Genomic DNA, 22,823 nt, shown 5'->3' with positions numbered 1-22,823 from the left:
CGTCCTCTCCTGAGCCGTTCCGGTCCGGCGTCAGCCGGCGAGGCCCCAGGCCGCGAGGTTCCAGAACGGGCCCTCGACCGGGTTGATGCTCAGCGGACCGCCGACCTTCTGGTTCCAGAGCAGCACGTTCGGCACGGTGTCGATCGGGATCGACGGCACTTCCTCGGCGATCAGGCGGTCGGCCTCGATCGAGGCCGCGACGCGTGCGTCCTGGTCGAGCTCGTCGTCGACCTGCGCCAGCAGGCCGTCGAGCTCGGGGATGTCGGCGCGGAAGAAGTTGATCCCGGAGTAGCCGTTCGCCTCGCTCGGGATGTTCGTCGAGGTGAACGAGGCGCTGAGCGTGGGCTCCGGGAAGGTGTCCACGATCGCCCACAGGCCCGCCTGGAAGTCGCCCTCCGGTGCGATGGTGCCGAACAGGTCGGCCGGGGTGACCGACTTGATGTCCATCTCGAAACCGGCCTCCTGCAGCTGCGACTGGATGACCTGGACGGTGAGGTCGCGCCGCTTGTTGCCGGCGAGCGTCTCGAGGGTGAACGAGGCGGTCTCGCCGTCCTTCGCCCAGACGCCGTCGGCGTTCTTCTCCCACCCGTCGTCGGTCATGATCTCGTCGACCTGGTCGAGATCCTTCGTGTACTCGGCGAAGTCGTCACCGCCGAACGCGCCGACGATGGGGGTGATGAAGCTCTGCTGGGCCGAATCGATTCCGAGCTCACCGAACAGCCGCTTCACGATCGCGTCGCGGTCGAGCGAGTACGCGATCGCTGTGCGGACCGCCTTCGAGTCGAACGGAGCGACCGAGTTGTTGAACCAGAGCGCCTCGAGGTTGCCGCTGCGCGCGTCGATCGATGAGCTGATGCCGGGCAGCCCGGCCTCGATCTGCTTCAGCGCGTCGAGCTGCGCCGATGGGTACAGGGCATCGACCTGGCCGCTCTTCAACGCCTGGAACGCGGCGGCGGTGTCGGGCAGGAACATGAAGGTGACCTTGTCGAGGTGCGGCTGCTCGCCCCAGTACTCCTCGTTCGGCACGAGCGTCACGGAGGTGCCGCGGTCCCAGGACTCGATCTTCCAGGGTCCGCCGCTGAAGTCGTACCCGTCCTTCATGATCGCTGCGCGGTCCTTCCCGTCGAGGAGGTGCGAGGGAAGGACGCCGTAGACGCTGAAGAGCGAACGCCAGCCGGCGTACGAGCTGCCGAGGGTCACGATCGCGGTCTGCGGATCGGGCGTCTCGACCGACTCGATGCCGGTGTAGCCGCTCTTGTCGAAGATGTCGTCACCGTCGCGGATCTGCATGGCGGTGTAGGCGAAGTCGGCCGACGTGATGGGCGTGCCGTCCGACCACACCGCCTCGGGGTTCAAGCGGTAGGTGATGACCTGCTTGTCGCCCTGCATGACGGCTTCCGGCTCCTCGCTCATGAGGTCGGACGCGACCGGGGTCCAGACGTCGTCGACGAGGCGGGTCTCGAATGCGACGGGCATCGTCGGGACCTGCATGATGTAGCTGCCCCAGATGGAGCCCGCGCAGGTGGCGATCCAGTCGGCGCAGTCGGGCTCCTGCTCGGCACCGATGACGAGCTCGCCGCCGTCCGTGACGGTGAGGTTAGGGGTGTCGGTGGGCTCGGCGCTCGTCGCTGAGCAGGCCGAGACGGAAGCGACGGCGAGCGTCGCGATGAGCACGGCGGCGGCGCGAACCGGCCGACGCCGCTGGGACTGTGAAACCTGAGACCTCTGCATTGGGGAACTCCGTGATCGTGGGGGAAGACGTCCGGTGCCACCACCGGCGAGGGCCGGTGGGTGGTTTGACTATAGGCGCATTGCGGAAGGTTAGCAATGCCCATAGTCAACGTAAGTGACTAAGTGCTATGAACGGGGCGACGGGGCGATGTCGCGCTTGTTGCCGTCGCTCCAGCGGCGCCCCTCGAGCGCACGCAGGGCGAGCTCAAGCATGATCCGCTGCTCCGATTCGAGCAGATCGAGACCGGTCGGCTCGTGGCCGCCGTCGAAGATTCGCAGCACGACGTCGCCGCCGCGTTCGGCCAGCTCGTCGACGAACCGTTGCACGCCGACGATCGGTGTCCTGGTGTCGAGCGCGCCTTGGTTGATCCAGGCGGATCCGCGGATCCGATCGACGTAGCTCACCGCGGAGTAACGTGCGACCGCCTCCGGCGGCACCCATGTCTGCCAGACGCCGCGGACCGCAGGATTCATCGCCGCGATCGCCGCCTCCCAGTCGGCGACCGCGACGTGCGCGAACCCGCCTGCGAAGAGCTCCGGAAGCCGGCCGAGACTCAGGAGGGTCAGATGCCCGCCGAACGACGCTCCGGTGATGAAGGTGGAGTGCGGTTGGCCGAGCCCCTGGTCGCGCAGCCAGCCGACCGCAGCGGCGATGTCCTCGATCTCGCGGTCGCCGCCCGATCCCCAGAACCCCTCGCGGAACGCCTGCCCGAATGTCACCGATCCGCGATAGTTGACGGTCGCATAGGCGAAGCCGGCATCGATCCAGGCCTGTGCCGTCGGACTGTATTCGTCCAGGAAGACGAGGTTCGGCCCGCCGTGCACCTCGAGGACCGTGCCGAGCGGTTCGCGCTCCGGCGGGAGGCCGAGCCAGACCTGCACGGGTGTGCCGTCGGCACTCGCGACCATCCGCGAGGTGAACGGCACGCCGGCCGGTGTCGCCGCCGGCGGCAATCCCGCTGTCACGTCGCCGTTGGCATCGATGAGCTCAGCATGGAGGGGCAGATCCCAGGCGGACCGGAGGGCCGTCAGCTCCCCACCGGCGCGGTACCAGGACGCCCATTGAAAGGCGTGCACGTCGGCGACATCCGGGTTGGCGAAGCTCCCGCCCGTGCGGATCACCCGGTGCTCGCCCGAATGCTCGTCGATCTCGACGAGGCGCTGAATGCCGTCCTCGACATGGACGGCGAGGATGCGCCCGGTGGCCGGGTGCCAGTCGAGCGGGATGACTTCGCCGCGGAGATCCGGCACCGGGTAGTCGGTGCGCGCGCCGCTCACCGGGTCCCAGATCGCCGGACGTGCGTAGCCCGTCTGCTCCGTCGAGACGAGGAGGCGTTCGTCGCCGACCTCAGGTGAGAAGCGCACCGCCCGCACCGGGCCGGCGGGCATGTCGTTCAGCACCGCGACCGGCGCGCCGCTCGCGACCTCGAAGACGCTGACCGCGGCCCGGCGGACGCCCGGGTTGTGATCGGTGGTGTCCATCGAGGCGAGCCGGCCGTCGGCCGACGGCTGGCCGTACCAGGCCTCTGCCGAGGTGCGATGCACGACGGAGGCGTACCCCCAGGGGCGGGCGGGGATCGCCAGTAGGTGGTAGCCCGCTTCGTCCACGATCGAGGCGAGCACGAGCGAGCCGTCGGCGCTGGCCTCCAGGCCGCGGAGCACGAAGGACTCGCGACCCGGGGTGAGGTCGACTCGTTGCTCGCCGTCGAGGCTCGTCGCGACGAGCGTGCCGACTTCGGTGCCTCCGCCGTCGGCGAGGTCGACGATCCATCCGCTCCCTTCGCCCGCGATGATCGCGCCGACCGCGACCGGGAAGGGCAACTCGTCGCCGGGCGCCTCGCCCGCTCGCCAGAGCCTCGCGAACGACTCGGTTCGCTGGTCCTCGACGACGAGCGCGAGGTCGGGGTCGGACTGGGCCGGGCGGATCGCAAGGGTGTGCTGCACCGCGAATCGCGCACGCATCCGCTGGTCGAGTCGATCGATCGCTTCGGTCATCCACAAGCTCCTTCGCAAGGCGGCATCCGTAATCAGCATGAATGACTATACCGTTGACTTGCAAGCAGGTGCACCATTTTGCGTCGTCAATGTCGTTGACTACGTGGAAGACTCCCGTGTTGTACGGTGGGTGCGGATCCGCACGGGGCGGAGTCGGGCTCTTCCCCGCAACCAGTTCTGATGGAGGACACGCGTGTCAACGGCGAAACCAGTGCAGGCGGCGTCGGCGAGCACGGGCCGGAAGCGACGCGCCCGTGACTCCCTGAGCAGGGACGTGATCGTCGCAGCGGCCGAGGAGATCGCGCTGCGCGAGGGACTCGATCGGCTCACCTTCCAGGCCATCGGCGAGAAGCTCAGCGCGCACCCCACCTCCATCTACCGCCACTTCCGGGACAAGGACGAGCTGATGCTGGTCCTGATCGACACCCTGCGCGCCCGCTCGTACGCCGGGGCGATGGTCGCCACCGACGACTGGGTCGCCGACATTCGCGCGCAGGCGCACCTGATCCACGACCACTACATGCGGTATCCCGAGTTCGCCCTGCAGATGGCAACCCGGCGGCCGACGGACTTCGGCTCCATGGAATTCATGATCGGCGCGCTCCGGCGGGGTGGGTACGGCCCGGAGGAGTCCGCCCTCTACGCTCGCGCCCTGGGCCAACTGGTGCGCTCGGCGACGAGCATCCAGGCGGCGATCGAGGCGCAGCCGGCGGAGATCCGCGAGGCCGACGAGGTCACCTGGGAGATGGATTACCGGAGGCTCGAGGAATCGGACCACCCCAATATCGTCTGGGCCGGGCAGAGCCTTCCCGGCATCCGCGACCCGCGGGCGTGGGAGACCGCACTCGACCTCATGATCGAGAGCATCGTCCGTCGCGCACCAGGCGACGGCGGGGCTCAAGCGACGTGATCTGCCGCGATCGCGTCGATCGTCCCGGCGATCAGAGCGATCCGCTCGAGCATCGAGGCGAGTGAGACCCACTCGTCGATCGCGTGAGCGCCCCCGCCCTTCGGCCCGAGCCCGTCGAGGGTGGACGCGCCGGCCGCGGCCGTGAAGTTGCCATCGGATGCCCCGCCGACAGCGACGTCGCACAGTTCGGACTGCCCCAGCTTCGCGGCCACCGCGCGCGCCACGGCGAGCAGCGTGCGGGAGGCGTTCGGTTCCATCGGCGGCCGGTTGATGCCGCCGTGCAGCACGACGCTCACGTCGGGCGTGTGGGCGGGAAGCGCGAGCAGCCCCTGGTGGACGCGCTCCAGCTCGGCGATCGACCATGCGCGAACGTCGATGCGGAGTTCCGCATGGTCCGGAATGGCGTTCGTGACGGTGCCCGCCCGCGCAACGGTCGGGCTGATCGTCGTGCCGAGGCTCGCGTCGGCGAGCACCGGCAGCGCCAGCACCTGATGCGCGAGCTCGGTCAGGGCATTGCGTCCACGTTCCGGTTCGAGGCCGGCGTGCGCCGCGCGGCCGTGCACCTCGACGCGGTAGATGCTGCCACCCCTTCGCGCGGTCTTCACCGCGCCGTCCAAGCTGGGCTCGAGCACGAGAACGGCGCCACACCGCTTCGCCTCGCGTTCGATGAGCGCTCTCGACGTCAGCGATCCTGTCTCCTCGTCGCTCGTCAGGAGGATCGCGACGTCCTGAGGATCCGCGACGCGCCCGAGCGCCTCCGCCATCACGACGATGCCGGCCTTCATGTCGAAGACGCCGGGTCCGGTGATTCGATCGCCGTCCACGCCGAATGGCCGCTCCGCAGCGGTGCCACACGGCCAGACGGTGTCCACGTGTCCCAGCAACAGCACGGAGGGCGACTCCCCGCCGCGCCACGACAGATGGCGCACGCCGTCGACCTCGACCACCTCTCCCGGAGCGCCGACCACGGGGGCGATCCACGAGTCGATGAGGGCGTGGGCCGCGCCGATCGCGACGGCGTCTCCCGTCGGGGTCTCGATCGAGACGAGCGAGCGGAGCCGGTCGAGGGCACGCTCCTCCCCGGCGCTCACGCTGCTCCTTCGCTACCGAGGAACTGGTTCAGCGCCGCGGCGGTCTCGACCGGGGCTTCTTCGGCGAGATAGTGGTCGGCCGAGATCGCCCGGCCCTCGACTCGAGCGGCGAACCCTCGCCAGACCGACAGGACATCGAAGTTGCGGCCGACATAGCTCGCCTCGCCCCAGAGCGCGAGGACGGGCGCATCGACCACTCGACCATCAGCGCGGTCGAGACGGTCATGCTCGAGGTCGGTTCCGGCGGCGGCACGGTAGTCGGCGCAGGATGCGGCGACCGTGGCACTGTCGAAACAGCGTTCGTATTCGTCCATCACCTCAGCCGGGAACACCCCGGGCCGCAGCGCGCGGCCACGGAAGCGACTCTCGAGCCAGGCCCGCGGTTCCGAACCGATCAGCTTCTCAGGCAGCCCCCCGCCCTGGGTGAGGAAGAACCAATGGAAGTAGCTCGTGGCCATCGTTCGGTCGACATGCTCGAACATGTGCAGGGTCGGCACGATGTCCAGTACCGCGAGGGATGTCACCGCGTCAGGGGCGTCGAGCGCGAGCCGATGACCGACCCGTCCGCCACGGTCGTGCCCGACCACCGCGAAACGCTCGAAACCGAGCGACCGCATGAGCGCTAGCTGGTCGGCAGCCATGGCGCGCTTGTCGTAGACCTCACCGGCGGGCTTGGCCGAATCGCCGTAGCCCCGCAGGTCACTCGCGACGACCGTGAAGTGCTCGGCGAGCAAGGGAGCGACGAGACGCCACATCGAGCGCGTCTGCGGGTAGCCGTGCAGAAGCAGCACCGGTGGCCCATCGCCGCTCAGGGTCGCCCCCACGGAGACCGCGCCGTCGACTTCGACGTTCACCCGGTGACCTTCGAACCACACCATCGGCCGCTCCACTCAGCATCGTTGCTTGTCAATGACGTTGACTATAACACTGACTTCACGCCATTTCGACGGTCCATGCGGCGCCGCTGCGCACCCGACTCGGGCCGGCGGGGAGGAGCTCGCCGGGGACCGCTAGAACACCGGGCGCCGAATCCTTCCGACAATGCACTGCTGCCTTGCCACGACCGGGTGTTCTCCTCGCCGCGAACGAGCCGTGCTCGCCGTCCAGATCCGCCGGGCAGGACTACCGCAACGAGATGCGGCGCAAGTGACGGCACTAGCGCCTCGAAGGTAGGCGACCGTGTCTTCCCAGCCGGTTACGGCACGACATTCGATGCCCATGGCGAGCACGGGGTAGTCGTTGCCCTGCTCGTCGAGACGGTCGCCGACGAAGAGCATAGTGTCGAGCGGGATGCCGGCCTGCTCGGCGAGCCGCGTCATGCCGTGGGCCTTGTCGATGCCGCGGTTCGTGATGTCGGCCGAGGTCGAACCGCCCGAGCGGACCTCGAGGTCGGGCTGCCGCTGCGGCGCGGAGGGCGCCGGCAACGATGCGATCGAGGAGCGGCGGAGTTCCCGCCATCGCATCGACCTCGGCGGACGGACGCTCGACGGAAAAGCGTTGAGTCCTTGCCCTTCGATAGGACAAGAAACCCCAGATCAACCCCAGATTTCTGGTAGCGAGGGCGGGACTCGAACCCGCGACACCACGATTATGAGCCGTGTGCTCTAACCACCTGAGCTACCCCGCCGCGAGGCTTCCGGCCGAAACGCGAACGCTCGAACCGAGAACCAGAGCCCCGAGTCAGGATTGAACTGACGACCCCTTCCTTACCATGGAAGTGCTCTACCACTGAGCTATCGGGGCGTGTGCCGAGAATCGGCAACCAGACGAGGATATCACCTCTCGAGGGGTGCTTCGTACCACCGGGCGACATGACGCCGGGCATCGTCGCCGAGGCTCGGGCGCGGTGCCCGACCGCCGTCGCGCCGCGGCTCACGAGCCCGGCGCCACCACTCCCGGCAGCGCCCACACGGCGAACGACGGACCGTCGGCCGAGAGCACGACCCCGCCCTCGGATGTCTCGAGCCCCGCCATTCCGTACAGGCGAGCTGCGGCATCCGCACCGGTCACCGCGCCGGCCGCGAACGACAGCGTCGCCGCCGCGCGCGAGGCGAAGACGAGCACGGATGCCTCGGCCGATTCGCGCACGAACGCCACCGCGTCGTCGCCGACCGCGAGCCAGCGGATGCCGCCCGTCGCGAGCACCGGATGCTCGCGACGCAGTGCGATGAGCTCGCGATAGGCCGCGAGCACCGGCGCGACCTCGGGGTCGCCTTCGCTCCCCCACGGCATCGGCGTGCGCGAGGCCTCGCCGTCGACGCCGGTGAGGCCGAACTCGTCGCCCGCCCAGACCACGGGCACGCCCGGCATCGTCACCGCGAGCCCGAACGCCACCGGCGCGGTGGCGGGCCGCGCGTGCGTCGCGAAGCGCGGGGTGTCGTGCGTGTCGAGGGCGTTCATGGTGCCGAGGCGGGTGCGCCACGGATAGCCGGCGGCGAAGCGCAGGTGCGCCTCGACGAATTGGCCCCCGGTGAACGTCGGCACTCGGCCGAGCGCGAAGCCGATGCCGCCGCCGGCCGGGCTGCCCGGCTCCTGCAGCCAGCTCCAGAGGGGGCGGGTGAACGGCGCGTACGTCATCGCCCCGTGCCATGCGTCGCCCTGGAAGTCGTCGGCGCCGTCGTTCGTCGACTCGCCGATGAGCATCGTGTCGGGATCGACCTCGAGCATCGTGCGCCGGATCGCCGCGCGCACCTCGGCATTGAGGTCGACGTCGCCGAGGCGCCCGGTCATGTTCGCGACGTCGATGCGCCAGCCGTCGAGCGAGTACGGCGCCTTCAGGTACTTCGCGACGACGGAGTCGGGGCCCTCGACGAAGCGGCGACGCAGCTCGCCCGACGACCAGTCGAACTTCGGCAGGCTCGGCACCCCGAGCCACGATTCGTAGCCGTGACCGCCCTCGGCCCGGTCGTCGCGGAAGTAGTAGAACTCGCGCTCGGCCGACCCGTGGTCGGCCTGCGCCGCGCGGAACCACTCGTGCGCATCGCCGGAGTGGTTCGACGTGAGGTCGCCGATGACGCGGATGCCTCGGGCATGCGCCGCCTCGACGAGCCGCACGAGCGCGTCGTCGCCGCCGAGCAGGTCGTCGACGCGGTCGAACGTCGACGCGTCGTAGCGGTGGTTCGACCGAGCCGGGAAGACCGGCGTCAGGTACAGGAGGTTCACGCCGAGCCCGGCGAGGTGGTCGAGCTTCTCGCGCACCCCGTCGAGGTCGCCGCCGAACACCTGCTTCGACCGCCCCGGCGGAACCGGGTCGAGCGCGTCGCCCCATTCGGCGGCGATCGCCCACTCGGGCAGCTCGCCCCGCTCGCTGAGCTCGTCGAAGGGCGCCCGCTGCGATTTCGCGAACCGGTCGGGGAACACCTGGTACAGCACGCTCTCGGCGACCCAGTCGGGCGCGGCGGCATGCGCGACGAGCTTGAAGTCGTCGCGGTCGCGCGTCTCGACGCCCGACAGCCCGACCTGGTTCAGCCAGTGCTGCCGCCCGTCGTCGCCGACGAGGAGCCACCGGTAACCGTGCACCGGGTTCTCGACCTCGACCTCGGCCTCCCACCACGACCAGCCGTCGACGGTGGATGCCTCGGACACGAGCCGCGCCTCGTCGAACCGCGGCTCGCGGTTCGGGTTGGAGCGCGTGCCGACCCACGCGAGTCCGCCGATCGGCGTGCCGTCGGCGGCGACCGCGCCCTCGGGCACGCGCAGCCTGACGCGCACGGTCTCGCCGAGCGCGGGGTTCTGCGTCGAGACGTGCAGCGGCGATCCGTCGTGGTGGGGCGTCAGCATGGAGGCATCCTCTCGTAGGCCACTGTCAGAGCCGCGGAGCGCGACCCCGGCGGGGGTCGGCCGGCGCCGAGGCATCCACGATGATTCGACAGGATGAGCCGGCCGACACCGCCGTATGCGCGGGTACCGACCGGCTCATCCTGTAAGTCGTCCTCAGTCCCTACTTCACCGCGCCCGCGGTCAGCCCGCCGACGATGTACTTCTGCAGGAAGAGGAAGAGCGCCACGACCGGCAGCGCCGCCATCACTGCGCCGGCCGAGAACGCGCTCCAGTCGGCGTAGCGCGGGTTCGACACGAGCTTCGTGAGGCCCACGGCGAGCGTCTGCTTCTCGGTGTCGACGAGCAGCACGGATGCCACGACGAACTCGTTCACCGAGGCGATGAACGACAGCAGCGCGACGACCGCGAGGATGGGCGCGACGAGCCGCAGGATGATCGTGAAGAAGATGCGCGCATGGCCCGCGCCGTCGAGCTTCGCGGCCTCGTCGATCGACGCCGGCACCGTGTTGAAGAAGCCGTACATGAGGTACGTGTTCACGCCGAGCGCGCCGCCGAGGTAGACCATGATGAGGCCCACGTGCGTGTTCAGGCCGATCGCCGGGAACAGGTCGCCGATCGACGACATCAGCAGGAAGATCGCGACGACCGCGAGCAGCTGCGGGAACATCTGCACCACGACGATCGAGATGAGCCCGAACCGGCGTCCGGTGAATCGCATGCGCGAGAACGAGTACGCGGCGAGCGCCCCGAGGAACACGGTGCACACGGCCGTGATGCCCGCGATGATGAGCGTGTTGCCGAACCAGGTCGTGAACGGCACCTGCGGGTCGGTGAGGATCCGCACGTAGCTGTCGAGCCCGATCTGCGAGAACAGCGCGTTCGAGCCGGTCAGCGTGCCGTGCGGGTTGAGCGACGACGACACCACGAACATGATCGGGAACAGCGCGAACACGACCATGATGACGCCGACGACGTGCCGCCAGCCGGTCGCCCAGAACCAGCGGCTGAAGTTGAACGGCCGCTTGGGCAGCTCGACGGGCGAACCGCCGCCGGGGCCGCCGACCGACGCGTGGGCGCGGGTCGAGGCATCCATCTCCTCCATCTCGGCGACGGCGAGCCCGACGCCCGTGGGTGCGACGACGCCGGGGCCGGGAACCGACCCGGGCTTGACCTTGCGAGCGGCCATCAGTTCAGCTCCTCGAGGCTCTTGGTGCGGCGGAAGGCGATGATCGAGATCACCGCGACGACGATGAAGATGATGATCGAGTAGGCGCTCGCGAGACCGTAGTCGCGGTTCTCGCCCGTGAACGCGACCTTGTAGACCATCGTGATCAGGATGTCGGTGAAGCCGACGGGTATCGGCGCGTTCGCGTCGCGCGGCCCGCCGTCGGTCAACATGTAGATGGTGTTGAAGTTGTTGAAGTTGAACGCGAACGACGCGATCAGCAGCGGCGCGACCGACACGAGCAGCAGCGGCAGCTTGATGAGCCGGAAGATCGCCCACGGCTTCGCACCGTCGACCGTCGCGGCCTCCTGCAGCTCCTCGGGGATCGACTGCAGCGCGCCCGTGCAGACGAGGAACATGTACGGGAACCCGAGCCACAGGTTCACGATGATGATCGACACCTTCGCGAGCGTCGGGTCGGTCAGCCACGGCACATCGGCGCCGCCGAGCAGCACCTGGTTGATGAAGCCGAAGCTCTTGTTCATCATGCCCGCCCAGACGAGCGCCGAGAGGAACGACGGGATCGCGTACGGCAGGATCATGAGCACGCGGTAGCCCTTGCGCCCCCGCATGCGCATGTCGTTGAACGTGATCGCGAGGAACAGCCCGAGGAAGAACGTCGACGCGACCGAGATGAGCGCGAACGCGAAGGTCCACAGGGTGACGTAGACGAGCGGACCCGCGAGGCGGGTGTCGGTGACGGCTCGCACGAAGTTGTCGAAGCCGATCGTGATCTGCCAGCCGGGCAGCAGCTCGTCGCCGTTCTCGGCGGTGAACGCGCCGACCCCGGTGTCGCTGTAGACGGTGCCGGTCTCGAGGTCGGTCATGGTGCCGGCCTCGGCGTCGTACTCGAGGGTCGACGTGTAGAGGTATCCCTTCGAGCCGTCGGGCGTGCGGATCGCCCCGTCGTTCGGGTCCTCCGAGTACGGCACCGCGAGGGCCGTCACCTCGTCGGTGCGGGCCAGCACGTCGGCGAACTTCAACGAGGTCCAGCCCTCGGCCGAGACGGCGAGGTCGCCGTCGAATTCGGCGCCGGATGCCTCGTGCAGCGGCTCCTCGTTGGTGCCCACCAGGGCTTCGCCCTCGGGGTCGGTGACGAGCAGGCCGAGCTCGCCGGCCCGTTCGACGACCATGACGCCGTACGTGGGCGAGTCGGGCACCCGCTCGAGCGACGAGGCCATGAGCGACGAGACCGCCTGCTCCTTCGAACCGTTGTGGCCGGTGCCGTAGTTGGTGAAGGCGATGTACGCCGTGTAGCCGAGCACGAAGACCTGGAACACGACGAGGAAGATGACCCCGGGCGTCAGGTACTTCGCCGGCAGCTTCTTGCGCGAGAAGTAGATCCAGTTGACGATCACGGTGACCGCGGCGACGAGGCCGAGCACGATCCACTGCTCGTGCATGGCGAGCACGAACACGGCGTAGAGCGCGAGCGCGTCGACGATGCCGAGCCCGACGAGCTTCACGAGCAGCACCTTGATGCCGCCGGATGCCTCGTCGGCGATGTTCGCCGCACGACGCTGCTGCTTCGTTGGCTTCGGTGGGGCGTCTTCGCGGACGTCGTCGGTCGCGGTGCTCATGATTGCCTGGTCTTTCGTGTCGCGTCTGGGATGAACGGAACCGCCGGTCGAGTAGCACCCGACGAAGGAGGACGCGCATCGAGACCACGTGAGGTGGTCTCGATGCGCTCCTTCGTCGCTACTCGACCGACGGAGTCACCGATCAGCCGGCGTCGATCGCCGCCTGCACGTCGGAGGCGAGCTTCTGCCACGTCGCGACCGGGTCGGCCCCGTTGATGATGGCGGCCTCGGCGATGCCCCAGTACTGCCACACCTGGCCCATGGCCGGGATGGCCGGCATCGGCACGGCGTCGGCGCCGACGGTCGCGAAGCCCGCGACGATCGGGTCGCTCGAGGCGGTCTCGGCGGCGGCGGTGAGCGCGGGCAGGACGTTGCCGGCCTTGAACAGCTCGAGCTGCACGTCCTCGGTACCGATGTAGTTCACGAGGAAGTCGTTCGCGGCGACCTTGTTCTTCGACTCGGCCGAGACGAAGAAGCCCTTGACGCCGGCGAACGGCTGGGCGACCTCGCTGGTCGGGCTGGGGATCGGGTCGATCGCGACGTTGATGCCGGCGTCGACGGCCGCGCCGACGTTCCACGGGCCGGTCAGCCAGAAGGCCGCCTTGCCGGTCGTGAACGCGTCCTTCGCGATGTCGCCGTCGATGTCGGTGTTGAACGCGCCGGTGCCGTTCTTGCCCTGCGAGCCGAGCCAGGTGGCGAACTGCTCGCCGCCCGAGTTGCCCAGCTGCAGGTCGTCGGGGTTGTAGCCCTCGGCGTCGCTGCCGAACACGGGGGCGCCGAACGCGGTCTGGAAGGGGTAGAGGTGGTACGGGTTGCCCTCGGCGCCCTGCTCGACGACGAACGGCTGGGTGAGGCCGGCGGCCTTGCCCTTCGCGAGCATGTCGTCGAAGCTCGAGGCGGGCTCGGGCACGAGGTCGGCGTTGCGCAGCATCGCGAGGTTCTCGACGGCGTAGGGCAGCATGTAGACGGTGCCCTCGTAGGTCGAGGCGTCGATCGCCACCTGGAGGTAGTCGGCTGCCGAGTCGCCGAGCTCGAGCGGCGCCACGACGCCGTTCGTCGAGAGCTCGCCGAGCCAGTCGTGTGCGCCCATGACGACGTCGGGGCCCTTGCCGGTCGGAACCTGCTGGATGAAGTCGCTCTTGATGTCGGCGTTGTCCTTGCCGACGAGCTTGACCTCGATGCCGGTCTTGTCCTGGTACGCCTCGGCCGCGCCCTTCAGCGCGTCCACGCGCTCGGCGTCGACCCAGACCGTCAGCGAACCGCTCGCGCTCGACTTGTCGTCCGAACCGCTGCCGCTGCCCGCGCAACCGGCGAGTCCGAGAGCGGCGACGGCTGCGATCGCACCGGCCGCAAGCAGGCTCTTCCTGTTCACCCTCATTGGTGTGTCCTTCTCAGTGTGCGTGAGATCGGCGCCTTCGCCGGTGGCTCTGATGCCGACCGCGCCCGAAAGGCCGTTCTGCAATTGATGCTCGCGATTGCAAGCGATTACAGATATACCTTGCGTTGCGCGCATTACAAAACCGGGATGCCGCGATCGATACCAGTTCGTGATGGTTGTGCGACTCGTGTGAACTGCAAGCGTTTCCATCCGGTATGGAGATGTCGTACAGTTTCGGACATGACTTCCGAATGGTGGCGCACTGCCGCGATCTACCAGATCTACCCCCGCTCCTTCGCCGACGCGAACGGCGACGGCATGGGCGACCTGGCCGGCATCACCTCGCGCCTGGGCGCGCTCGAAGAGCTCGGCATCGACGCCATCTGGCTCTCGCCCTTCTACACCTCGCCCCAGAAGGACGCCGGCTACGACGTCGCCGACTACTGCGACGTCGACCCGCGCTTCGGCACCCTCGCCGACTTCGACGCCATGGTCGAAGCGGCGCACGCGCGAGGCATCCGCGTCATCGTCGACCTCGTGCCGAACCACTCGAGCGACCGCCACGAGTGGTTCCAGGCCGCCCTCGCCGCACCGGCCGGCAGCGCCGAGCGTGCGCGCTACCTGTTCCGCGACGGCCGCGGCCCCGGTGGCGACGAGCCGCCGAACAACTGGGAGTCGGTCTTCGGCGGCCCCGCGTGGACCCGCGTCAGCGAGGCCGATGGCACCCCCGGCCAGTGGTATCTGCACATCTTCGACTCGTCGCAGCCCGACTTCGACTGGACCAACGAAGAGGTGCGCGAGGAGTTCCGGCGCATCCTGCGGTTCTGGCTCGACCGGGGCGTCGACGGCTTCCGGGTCGACGTCGCCCACGGCATGGTCAAGGCCGACGGCCTGCCCGACTACACCCCGCCCGCCGACGGCGGCAGCATGGGCGGCGCGGGTGGCGTCGCGGCCGACGCCCCTGCGGGCGCGGTCGCCATGGCGGCGGCCGATGCGGGCGCGGCGGGGCTGCACGACGTCGGCACGGCGCACGGCGCCGGCGCCGAGGCATCCGTCGGCGTGCCCCTCGAGCCCGAGATCTCGACCGAAGCCGACGACCTCGCCCCGTACTGGGCACAGGAGGGCGTGCACGAGATCTTCCGCGACTGGCGCACGCTGCTCGACGAGTACCCGGGCGAGCGCATCCTCGCGGCCGAGGCGTGGGTCGACCCGCTCGCGAAGCTCGCGAACTGGGTGCGGCCCGACGAGATGCACCAGTCGTTCAACTTCGCCTACCTCGAGACGCCGTGGCAGGCCGATGCGCTGCGCCGCGTGATCGACGACTCGCTCACCGCGTTCGGCAGCGTCGGCGCCCCCTCGACGTGGGTGCTCTCGAACCACGACGTCGTGCGCCACGCGACGCGCCTCTCGGTCACCGAGCCGAACCCGCAGGGCCACGGCCTCGGGCCGCGCTCGCGCGGCATCCCCGCCTACGCCGACGGCCTGCGCCGCGCCCGGGCCGCGACCGCGCTCATGCTCGCGCTGCCCGGCTCGGCCTACCTCTACCAGGGCGAGGAGCTCGGCCTGCCCGAGGTCATCGACCTGCCCGACGACGCCCGGCAGGACCCGACGTGGTTCCGCACCGACCACGAGCGGTACGGCCGCGACGGATGCCGCGTTCCCCTGCCGTGGTCGTCTTCGGCACCGTCGTACGGCTTCGGGCCGACGGATGCCTCGTGGCTGCCGCAGCCCGCCCAATGGGCCGCGCTCGCGCGCGACGTGCAGCAGGGCGACCCCGACTCGACGCTCTCGCTCTACCGTTCGCTGCTCGCGCTGCGTCGGGAGCACGGGCTCGCGGCCGGGTCGCTCGAGTGGGTCTCGGCCGAGGGCGGCGCTGGTGCCGGTGCCGGTGTGCTCTCGTTCCGCAACGGCGACGTCGTCGTGGTCGCGAACACGGGCACGTCGCCTGTGACGCTGCCCGCGGGCGACGTGCTCGTCGCGAGCGGACCCATCGACGAGGCATCCCGCCTGTTGCCGCCCGACACGACGGTCTGGCTGCGCGCGTAGCGGGCCGCGCCGGGCGGGCGTTCGCGGCACAGTTGCAGGATCAGCCGACCGGCACACCCGAATACGGGCCTCCTGGCCGGCTCATCCTGTGACCGGTAACCGGCCCAAGACTCGCCTTCGAGTGAGGGCACTCGGCGAGGCATCCCGGCCGAGCTGCAGGATCAGCCGACCGGCACACCCGCATGCCGGGCTGCCGACGGGAGAGTCCTGCAACTTCGAACTTCAGCGACCTGCGAACTGCGCGGCGGGCGCGGCGTCGTCGTACCGGTCCAGCCGGCGCAGCGCAACGTCGAGACCGACGGACGGCGCGCTCCGCACGCCCCAGCGGTGCTCGCCGCGTGCGATGAGGGCGAGGATGCCGCGGCTCGTGACCTCCCATTCGTCGACGACCATGCTGTAGCTCAACCGAAGCACGACGTACCCGCGCATCGCCAGCTCGAAGTCACGTCGCCGATCGTTCTCGAACTCCTCGCGGCCGGAGTGATGCCGCGACCCGTCGACCTCGATGACGAGCCGATCGCCGACGAGGAGGTCGACTCGCCCGACGCGCGCAATCGACACCTGCGTGCGATGCGCGATGTTGCGCGCCCGCAGCAACAGTCGCACCTTCGTCTCGGTGCCCGACTCCGACCCGTCGGAACAGCGATCCAGGATGCGACGACGAGACGGGCCCGCCACCGCACGGATCTCTGCGAGCGCCACCTCGCCTCGCGCGAGCGCCGAGTCGACCGTGGCGATCACCGATGCGGTCGGTGTGCAATGCAGCATCTCGGCCAGCGCCACTGCCAGCGGATCACGCCCGCTTCGGATGGGCGGATCGGAGCGGTAGTGCACACAGACGTCGTCACGAGCCGCGTCGAGCGGAGCGGGAGGATTCGCTCGTGCCGTGGCGTTCGCCGCAGGGTCGTGCGGCGCGCCGGTGGCCGACGTCGGCGACTTCAGCCGTGAGGCCGAACGATGCACGCGCACGTGCAGCACGTCGTCGGTGCCGACCTCCCAGAGCCCATGGATCTTCGCGACGGACGCGGCGGTCGCCGCGCCGCCGACGCGAACCGCCCGGACGACATCGGTCGGGGCATCCGGCACTGCATACCATCGCTGCCTGACGCGGAACACTGCCCCGTCGGCGACCGCGTCGCTCAGCTGGTCACGTCGGATGCCGGCTGCATCGAGCTCTCGCACCGGGACTGCGCCACCGCTCCGCCGTATCCAGCCGGCCACCGTTCGAGAATCGTTCCGCATCCGTCGAGTCTGCGGGCACGATGACGGGCTCGAGCGGGCGCATCCGAAACTGTGGACAACCCGGGCCGATCGAAGTTGCAGGACGATGCGGCCGACCCCGCCTGCAGAGTCGCTGCCGACCGGCTCATCCTGCAACGGCTACCGGCTGGCAGCGCCCTGTCCACCAAGTTGCAGGACATCGCGGCCGGCACAGCGTGCACAGCCTCAACCGACCGGCTCGTCCTGCAACTGCGCTCACGCAGCCGGCCCCAAGCCGGCCGAGCCTCGCCGCGACTCAGTTCGTGTTCGCGTACAGCCACTCGAGCGGGTCGACCCACTCGCCGTCCATGCCGCCGATGCGGATCTCGAAGTGCAGGTGCGGACCGGTCGACATGCCGGTGTTGCCGGTCTGCCCGATGACCTGGCCGACCTCGACGGTGTCGCCCTCTTCGACGAGGCGCGAGCCCGAGATCATGTGCGCGTAGACGCTCGTGACGGTCTGCCCGTCGATCTGGTGGTCGATCATGACGACCGTGCCGAGCGATCCGCCCTCGTCGGTCGAGTTGACGACGACGCCGTCGGCGATCGACTGGATCTCGGCGCCGTAGCCGGGGTTGAAGTCCTGCCCGTGGTGGTCGCTCGAGCAGCCGGCGCAGTCGCGGTAGCCGAAGCGGTCGCCGATGTGCACGCCGATCGCGAAGGGCCACTGGATCGTGCCCGCCGGGTTGTTCGTGAAGGTCGCCTCGGGGCGGATACCGGCAGCCTCGGCGTACTCCTCGATCGTCTGCGTCTTGTAGCCCTCGCTGTCGACGCCCTCGGCGACCACGCCGTCGGCGATCTCGACGCGCTGTCCGTCGATCGTCGTCGAGTTGGTGCTCTCGAGCGCCATCGCCTGCACCTCGGCAGGCGTCATGAGCGACATCGCCGGAACCGAGGTGGTCACCGCGAGCGCCGCCGCGAAGCCCATCGCGACGACCGGTGCGAGACGACGGCCGACACGGCGCGGTGCGCGCGTCGCGGCAGGTCGCGTCGGCGCGTTGCGTTCACCGGGCGTGGATGCCGCGGGGCCGGCGCCGCTCGCGGCACCGCGCTGCGGCGCACGCTTCGAACGACGGGCGGATGCCGCGGGGTGGACGCCCTCGGGAACCGCGCCCGAGCGATCCCGGCGACGGGAGGCCGTGGCGCCCGACGTCGACGCCGCGAGCTCGGTCGCGGCGTGCGAGTCGGCGGGCAGAAGGTCTGTCCCTGCGATGAGCGCGGCGAGGTCGTCGACGGCCGAGTCGCCGCGAGCGGCAGCCGGAGCGGGCACCGCGGTGGCCGGGATGGGTGCGGCGACCGGGGTCGACACGGCCGGCACGGCGGCGGGCGTCGACGCGGCAGGCGCTGCCGCGGGAGTCGGCGCGGCGGGCGCTGCTACCGGAGCGGACATGGCAGACACTGCTACGGGAGTCGCCGCAGGCGCCGCTGGTCGCATCGGGGCTTCGGCGGAGACGACGGGGCGAGCGGGGATGACTCGAGTCGGCTGCGCTGCGGGCGCGGCTGGTGCCGGAGCGACAGCCGGAGCGGCGTTCTCGGCCGAACGCGAGGGGGCTTGGGGCTCGGGGCTCGACAAGTCGGCGAAGAGGTCGTCGAAGGCCGGACGACGCGGTGCCGCGGCGGGAACGGACAGCGAGGCATCCGCCTTCGGCACGACCGGGGCCGACGCCGGCGCAACAGGGGCCGGTGCAACAGCGGCCGAGGCGGCCGTCGCAACAGGCGCAGCCGGGAACGCAGGCGCAGGCGGGAACGCAGGCGCAGCAGCAGCAGCGGGGAACGCGGCCGGAGCGGGAGCCGCGTACGCCCCGCCCTGCGGCGCCATCGAAGCCCGGCCGGCGGGAGCCCCGGCACCGTGCTGCGAAACCGACCCGCCGGCCGGGGCCTCGTACCGATGCGCCGCAGCCGCCTCGCGCTCGCGCAGCTCACGACGGGTCAGGGGTCGCTCGGGCCGCACAGCAGCCTGGGTGCCTGGCGAAGATCCGTCGGGCACGAGGGGGGACTCGAGCACGTTGTGGGGGCTTTCGGCGTCGGGGACGAGCGGTTTGCAGGGGAGGTACTCATCGCGACGCGAGCGCCGAGATAACAACTCGATAAAGGGTACCCGTTATCGATCGTGAACACCATGCGAACGTTCGGTATTCGTTGTAGGCGCCTCCGCTGAACGGTCGTTTCAGCCGACCGGCGCCGGCGACGAAACCGGGAGCCCGCAAGGCCGGGCGTACCCTCACCCGCGCTCGCCCGCTGCCGCGATCGCGGCCGACAGCTCCTCGAACAGCCCGGGCGCGGCGGCGACGACGAGTTCGTCGCTCTCGCTTCCGCCCCGCGGACCTCCGACGAGCGCCCCCGCCTCGCGCGCGATGAGGGCGCCGGCCGCATGGTCCCACGGGTTGAGCCCGCGCTCGTAGAACGCGTCGAGGCGGCCCGCGGCGAGCGCGCAGAGGTCGACCGCGGCCGACCCCGCCCGCCGGATGTCGCGCACCTGCGGCAGCACGCCGAGCAGCACCTCGGCCTGCTCGCGACGCCGCTCGGCCGAGTACCCGAACCCGGTGCCCACGAGGGCCCGCCCGAGCGGTACCCCTTCGTTGACGTGCAGCGCGCGGTCGCCGAGCCGCGCTCCCCCGCCGGCGAACGCCTCGAACACCTCGCCGGTCGACGGGTTGACGACGACGCCGGCGAGCGCGCGCCAGCTCGACGGCTCGGGCGGGCCGGCCACGACCGCGACGCTCACCGCCCACCCGGGCAGGCCGTAGAGGAAGTTGACGGTGCCATCGATCGGGTCGACGACCCAAGTGAGCCCGCTCGTGCCGATGAGCATGCTGCCTTCTTCGCCGAGGACGCCGTCGTCGGGCCGCGCCGCCGCGATACGAGACCGGATGAGCGCCTCGGTCTCGCGGTCGGTCGCCGTCACCACGTCGGTCGGCGTCGACTTCGTCGCCGCGACCTCGACGCCGGTGCGCCGGGCGGCGGCCGCGAACTCCGCGGCCTGTACGGCGATATCGCGCACGAGCGCGAGCAGCGCCGGCAGTTCGGTCGGGTCGACGGATGCCTCGCGCTCGGTCATGCCTCCCACGCTAGCCCCGCCCGCCATCGAGCACAGCGGCCGCGGCCGCGCGGCGGCCGACGGAGCAGCCGGGTGGGTGCGACCGAGTTCAGCCCGCCGCCCCCGCCTTTCGCAGGTGGACGAGTTCCACCCCGGGACGCAGCGCTTGGCGCCGGAACTCGCGGTACCCCTCGCGCTCGTACAGCCGGATGTTCGCCGCGCTCAGGTGCCCCGTGAACAGTTCGAACGACTCGGCGCCGCTCGCCGCCTCGGCCGCGCGCAGCAGCGTCGTGCCGAGACCGCGCCCCTGCTGGTCTGGCGCGACGACGAGCCGCCCGATGTGCGCGGTCGGCCCCTCGACCGTCCAGCGCACGGCCGCGACGAGCCGTCGGTCGAGGGTGACCCCCAGCGCGGGATGCCGCAACTCGCGCCGCACCTCGTCGAGCGTCTGCGTCAGCGCGGGCAGGAACGCGTCGAGGTACAGCTGCGCCTCCGACACGTAGGCTGCGCGCTGCAGCGTGAGGAGCTCACCGGCATGGGCTTCGGTGAGGGGATGCGGTTCGACGGGATCCAGCGTGCGCACGTTCGCGATCCTATTGCCGCGCGTAGGCTCGGGTCATGGCGGTGCAGCGAATGGACCACGTCAGTGTCATCGTCGACGACCTCGAGGCCGCGACGGCGTTCTTCGGCGAGCTCGGCCTCGAACGCGAGGGCGGCGCAGCCGTCGAGGGCGACTGGGTCGACCGGGTCAACGGCATCGACGACGTGCGCGTCGACATCGTGATGATGGTCGCGCCCGACGGCGGCCGGCTCGAACTCACCCGGTTCCGCTCCCCCGAGGTGCTCACGCCCGAGCCGTCGAACGCGACGCCGAACCTGCTCGGACTGCGCAGCGTCATGTTCGAGGTCGACGACATCGATGACACCGTCGACCGCCTGCGCGCGCACGGCGGCGAGCTCGTCGGCGAGATCGCCGAGTACGAGCGGTACTACCGCCTCTGCTACCTGCGCGGCCCGGCCGGCGTCATCGTCTCGCTCGCCGAATCGCTCGGCTGACGCGGCGCCGGCCCGCCCCCTTCGCGTGCCCGGATACGCGAAAACCCCGGTGGAAACCGGGGTTCTTGCTGGTGGCGAGTGAGGGATTCGAACCCCCGAATGCAATGCAGTCTGATTTACAGTCAGATCCCTTTGGCCGCTTGGGTAACTCGCCATCGCACCCGACCACGTTCTGCACACAACCGGGGGCCTGACAAGGATACCCGTCAGGGCCCGCTCGCGGAAATCGAAGCCCGACCGGCCCGAAGAGCGCCGGAAGCCGGCCGGCGCACGACCGTGCAGCACGGCTCGGCGGGACCTACTTCGTGTCGGCCTCACCGTTCGCCGGGGCGTCGCCGGAGGGCTTCGCCGGCGCCGTGCGGCGACGGCGGGAGATGAGCAGCGCGATGGCGCCCGCGGCGATCACGGCCGCGGCGATCGCGATGAACGGTGCGACGTTCGCCCCCGACTCGGCGAGCTCGCCCGCGACCGCGGCGGGCGAGGCGGCCGGCGACGGCGAGGCGGGCGGCGAGGCGGGCGGCGAGGCCGGCGGGGTCGACGGCGGGGTGACGACGACCGGCTCGACGACGATCGGCGGCGCGACCACCTCGGCCTCGGTGCCGTCGACGGTCACCGGCGCGGGCGGGGTGAACCCCGCCGGCGGCACGACGATGATGGTGTAGCTGTCGTCCTGCGGCAGGTCGACCGTGTACGTGCCGTCGTCCTCGACGGGCACCTGCAGCTCTTCACCGGTGACGTCGAGCACGGGTTCGCCGGAGGCATCCTCGATCTCGACGACGGTGCCGGCGGGCGGCGGTGCGCCGTCCTCGAGCTCGACGGTGCCGGTGATGGTCGTCTTCGCCGCGGCGGCGGCGATCCAGAGCTGGTACGAGGGCGAGCCGTTGACCGCGCCGTAGAGCAGCTCGACGCGACGCACCGACGAGTCTGGACGGAAGCCGAGGTACGCGCCCGACGTGTCGTCGAAGTTGCCGACGACCGTCCCGGGCACGAAGGCGATGCCGTAGTCGTCGATGTTCGCCGACTCGTCCCAACGGGGAATGTCGGTGAACGGGCCGGGCCCGGCGCAGGTGCTCGGCTTCGGCGACCCGGCGGCGCAGTAGTTGCCGGGCGTCATCGCGCCGAGCGCCGAGACCGGCAGCGGCGCTCCGGTGTCGTCGAACGCGGTCACGAACACCCAGTCGGCGTCGACGTCGCCGAGCACGAAGCCCCAGTCGTCGCCACGGTCGGCGCCGAGGTCGACGACAGTGCGCGACGGCGGCGGGTTGCCGACCGACGGCGGGGTGGGCGCGAGCGCCCCCGACTTCGGACGGATCGTGAGGTAGGGCTGCAGTCGGCTCGACCCGTACTCGGTGCCGAAGTCGGTCGACGCGTTGAGGAACGCGCTCGCCCCCGACGCCTCGGCCAGTGAGATGCTGTCGCTCGTGAGCGTGATCGGCCCGCCGAACCCCGTCGATGCGGGCAGCGTGCCTGTCGCCGTGAAGGCGTTGGCCGAGCCGCCGACGGTCCAGTCGGCATAGGCACCGATCTCGGTCGCCGGGTCGACCGCCGCAGCCGGCGCAGCCGCGCCCGCCGCAACGCCCGCCAATGTCAGTGCGATGACCCCGACCGCCCCTGCGAGCGATGTCCCCCGATTCGCCATGCCCGCCATGCTCGCACACGCGCGCGGGCGACGCCAGCGCATCGCGGCCTGCGCCGGCATCGTTCAGACGGTGGATGCCTCGTGGCCGACGCCCC

Annotated in this window: 17 protein-coding genes and 3 tRNA genes; 3 read left to right on the top strand and 17 right to left on the bottom strand. The window is 70.4% G+C overall.

What is annotated here, in order from left to right; all coding sequences use genetic code 11:
* Positions 1-30: 30 nt before the first annotated feature.
* Positions 31-1,731 carry an ABC transporter substrate-binding protein gene (locus ACFWGP_RS10170; RefSeq protein WP_376930840.1) on the bottom strand — a complete coding sequence of 567 codons (1,701 nt, stop codon included), beginning with the start codon at positions 1,729-1,731 and terminating at the stop codon, positions 31-33.
* A gap of 126 nt (positions 1,732-1,857) precedes the next feature.
* Positions 1,858-3,726, bottom strand: a complete 1,869-nt coding sequence (locus tag ACFWGP_RS10165; RefSeq protein ID WP_376930839.1) for a prolyl oligopeptidase family serine peptidase — start codon at positions 3,724-3,726, stop codon at positions 1,858-1,860.
* Between the two features lie 274 nt (positions 3,727-4,000).
* On the opposite strand from ACFWGP_RS10165, the gene ACFWGP_RS10160 reads away from it, so the two are divergent.
* Complete coding sequence (locus tag ACFWGP_RS10160; protein ID WP_275506181.1) at positions 4,001-4,636, top strand: TetR/AcrR family transcriptional regulator; 636 nt, start codon at positions 4,001-4,003, stop codon at positions 4,634-4,636.
* Here the strand turns inward: ACFWGP_RS10160 and ACFWGP_RS10155 are convergent.
* The 9 genes from ACFWGP_RS10155 to ACFWGP_RS10115 form a co-directional block, all read right to left on the bottom strand.
* Positions 4,624-5,604, bottom strand: coding sequence for a M20 family metallopeptidase (locus ACFWGP_RS10155; protein ID WP_376930838.1), 981 nt, complete (start codon positions 5,602-5,604; stop codon positions 4,624-4,626). The genes ACFWGP_RS10160 and ACFWGP_RS10155 overlap by 13 nt on opposite strands.
* 119 nt (positions 5,605-5,723) lie before the next feature.
* Positions 5,724-6,605 (bottom strand): alpha/beta fold hydrolase, encoded by an 882-nt coding sequence (locus ACFWGP_RS10150; RefSeq protein WP_376930837.1) that lies wholly within the window; start codon positions 6,603-6,605, stop codon positions 5,724-5,726.
* Between the two features lie 132 nt (positions 6,606-6,737).
* Positions 6,738-7,190: an HAD hydrolase family protein gene (locus tag ACFWGP_RS10145; RefSeq protein WP_376930836.1), complete on the bottom strand. Its 453-nt coding sequence runs from the start codon at positions 7,188-7,190 to the stop codon at positions 6,738-6,740.
* Positions 7,191-7,277: 87 nt separating this feature from the next.
* Positions 7,278-7,354, bottom strand: a tRNA-Met gene (locus ACFWGP_RS10140).
* A gap of 44 nt (positions 7,355-7,398) precedes the next feature.
* Positions 7,399-7,470: transfer RNA gene (locus ACFWGP_RS10135), tRNA-Thr, on the bottom strand.
* Between the two features lie 129 nt (positions 7,471-7,599).
* The gene (locus tag ACFWGP_RS10130) at positions 7,600-9,507 is read right to left on the bottom strand and encodes an alpha-amylase family glycosyl hydrolase (protein ID WP_376930835.1); all 1,908 of its coding nucleotides are present in this window, start codon (positions 9,505-9,507) and stop codon (positions 7,600-7,602) included.
* A 160-nt stretch (positions 9,508-9,667) separates the two neighbouring features.
* Entirely contained in the window at positions 9,668-10,600 is a 933-nt protein-coding gene (locus tag ACFWGP_RS10125) for a sugar ABC transporter permease (RefSeq protein WP_374201154.1), read from the bottom strand.
* Positions 10,601-10,692: 92 nt separating this feature from the next.
* Positions 10,693-12,312: an ABC transporter permease subunit gene (locus tag ACFWGP_RS10120; protein WP_376930834.1), complete on the bottom strand. Its 1,620-nt coding sequence runs from the start codon at positions 12,310-12,312 to the stop codon at positions 10,693-10,695.
* A gap of 142 nt (positions 12,313-12,454) precedes the next feature.
* Complete coding sequence (locus tag ACFWGP_RS10115) at positions 12,455-13,690, bottom strand: maltose ABC transporter substrate-binding protein (protein ID WP_231428774.1); 1,236 nt, start codon at positions 13,688-13,690, stop codon at positions 12,455-12,457.
* A gap of 240 nt (positions 13,691-13,930) precedes the next feature.
* On the opposite strand from ACFWGP_RS10115, the gene ACFWGP_RS10110 reads away from it, so the two are divergent.
* Positions 13,931-15,736 (top strand): glycoside hydrolase family 13 protein, encoded by a 1,806-nt coding sequence (locus tag ACFWGP_RS10110; RefSeq protein ID WP_376930833.1) that lies wholly within the window; start codon positions 13,931-13,933, stop codon positions 15,734-15,736.
* Between the two features lie 222 nt (positions 15,737-15,958).
* Here the strand turns inward: ACFWGP_RS10110 and ACFWGP_RS10105 are convergent, their stop codons facing one another.
* The 4 genes from ACFWGP_RS10105 to ACFWGP_RS10090 all read right to left on the bottom strand — a co-directional run bounded on the left by ACFWGP_RS10105 (position 15,959) and on the right by ACFWGP_RS10090 (position 20,616).
* Positions 15,959-16,822 (bottom strand): endonuclease domain-containing protein, encoded by an 864-nt coding sequence (locus ACFWGP_RS10105; RefSeq protein WP_376930832.1) that lies wholly within the window; start codon positions 16,820-16,822, stop codon positions 15,959-15,961.
* A 430-nt stretch (positions 16,823-17,252) separates the two neighbouring features.
* Positions 17,253-18,386 carry a M23 family metallopeptidase gene (locus ACFWGP_RS10100; protein ID WP_376930831.1) on the bottom strand — a complete coding sequence of 378 codons (1,134 nt, stop codon included), beginning with the start codon at positions 18,384-18,386 and terminating at the stop codon, positions 17,253-17,255.
* Between the two features lie 831 nt (positions 18,387-19,217).
* Positions 19,218-20,054 (bottom strand): inositol monophosphatase family protein, encoded by an 837-nt coding sequence (locus ACFWGP_RS10095; protein ID WP_376930830.1) that lies wholly within the window; start codon positions 20,052-20,054, stop codon positions 19,218-19,220.
* Between the two features lie 88 nt (positions 20,055-20,142).
* Positions 20,143-20,616 carry a GNAT family N-acetyltransferase gene (locus ACFWGP_RS10090; RefSeq protein WP_376930829.1) on the bottom strand — a complete coding sequence of 158 codons (474 nt, stop codon included), beginning with the start codon at positions 20,614-20,616 and terminating at the stop codon, positions 20,143-20,145.
* 35 nt (positions 20,617-20,651) lie between these two features.
* Between ACFWGP_RS10090 and ACFWGP_RS10085 the strand changes: the two genes are divergently transcribed.
* Positions 20,652-21,089 carry a VOC family protein gene (locus tag ACFWGP_RS10085; RefSeq protein ID WP_376930828.1) on the top strand — a complete coding sequence of 146 codons (438 nt, stop codon included), beginning with the start codon at positions 20,652-20,654 and terminating at the stop codon, positions 21,087-21,089.
* A gap of 69 nt (positions 21,090-21,158) precedes the next feature.
* Here the strand turns inward: ACFWGP_RS10085 and ACFWGP_RS10080 are convergent.
* Together ACFWGP_RS10080 and ACFWGP_RS10075 are read right to left on the bottom strand one after the other, a co-directional pair.
* A tRNA-Tyr gene (locus ACFWGP_RS10080) sits at positions 21,159-21,243 on the bottom strand.
* 144 nt (positions 21,244-21,387) lie between these two features.
* Positions 21,388-22,728, bottom strand: a complete 1,341-nt coding sequence (locus ACFWGP_RS10075) for a hypothetical protein (protein WP_376930827.1) — start codon at positions 22,726-22,728, stop codon at positions 21,388-21,390.
* Positions 22,729-22,823 lie beyond the last annotated feature (95 nt).

The sequence above is a fragment of the Agromyces sp. NPDC127015 genome (assembly GCF_042725165.1).
GTDB lineage: Bacteria > Actinomycetota > Actinomycetes > Actinomycetales > Microbacteriaceae > Agromyces > Agromyces chromiiresistens.
Note: the sequence above shows the minus strand (reverse complement) of the source record. Positions and strands in the feature narration are given on the sequence as shown.

What these genes read in the sequence shown, in the direction of transcription:
- ACFWGP_RS10170 (WP_376930840.1), bottom strand. Translation starts at nt 1,731, where the DNA reads ATGCAGAGGTCTCAGGTTTCACAGTCCCAGCGGCGTCGGCCGGTTCGC.
- ACFWGP_RS10165 (WP_376930839.1), bottom strand. Translation starts at nt 3,726, where the DNA reads ATGACCGAAGCGATCGATCGACTCGACCAGCGGATGCGTGCGCGATTC.
- ACFWGP_RS10150 (WP_376930837.1), bottom strand. Translation starts at nt 6,605, where the DNA reads ATGGTGTGGTTCGAAGGTCACCGGGTGAACGTCGAAGTCGACGGCGCG.
- ACFWGP_RS10145 (WP_376930836.1), bottom strand. Translation starts at nt 7,190, where the DNA reads ATGCGATGGCGGGAACTCCGCCGCTCCTCGATCGCATCGTTGCCGGCG.
- ACFWGP_RS10130 (WP_376930835.1), bottom strand. Translation starts at nt 9,507, where the DNA reads ATGCTGACGCCCCACCACGACGGATCGCCGCTGCACGTCTCGACGCAG.
- ACFWGP_RS10125 (WP_374201154.1), bottom strand. Translation starts at nt 10,600, where the DNA reads ATGGATGCCTCGACCCGCGCCCACGCGTCGGTCGGCGGCCCCGGCGGC.
- ACFWGP_RS10120 (WP_376930834.1), bottom strand. Translation starts at nt 12,312, where the DNA reads ATGAGCACCGCGACCGACGACGTCCGCGAAGACGCCCCACCGAAGCCA.
- ACFWGP_RS10115 (WP_231428774.1), bottom strand. Translation starts at nt 13,690, where the DNA reads ATGAGGGTGAACAGGAAGAGCCTGCTTGCGGCCGGTGCGATCGCAGCC.
- ACFWGP_RS10110 (WP_376930833.1), top strand. Translation starts at nt 13,931, where the DNA reads ATGACTTCCGAATGGTGGCGCACTGCCGCGATCTACCAGATCTACCCC.
- ACFWGP_RS10100 (WP_376930831.1), bottom strand. Translation starts at nt 18,386, where the DNA reads ATGTCCGCTCCGGTAGCAGCGCCCGCCGCGCCGACTCCCGCGGCAGCG.
- ACFWGP_RS10095 (WP_376930830.1), bottom strand. Translation starts at nt 20,054, where the DNA reads ATGACCGAGCGCGAGGCATCCGTCGACCCGACCGAACTGCCGGCGCTG.
- ACFWGP_RS10085 (WP_376930828.1), top strand. Translation starts at nt 20,652, where the DNA reads ATGGCGGTGCAGCGAATGGACCACGTCAGTGTCATCGTCGACGACCTC.
- ACFWGP_RS10075 (WP_376930827.1), bottom strand. Translation starts at nt 22,728, where the DNA reads ATGGCGAATCGGGGGACATCGCTCGCAGGGGCGGTCGGGGTCATCGCA.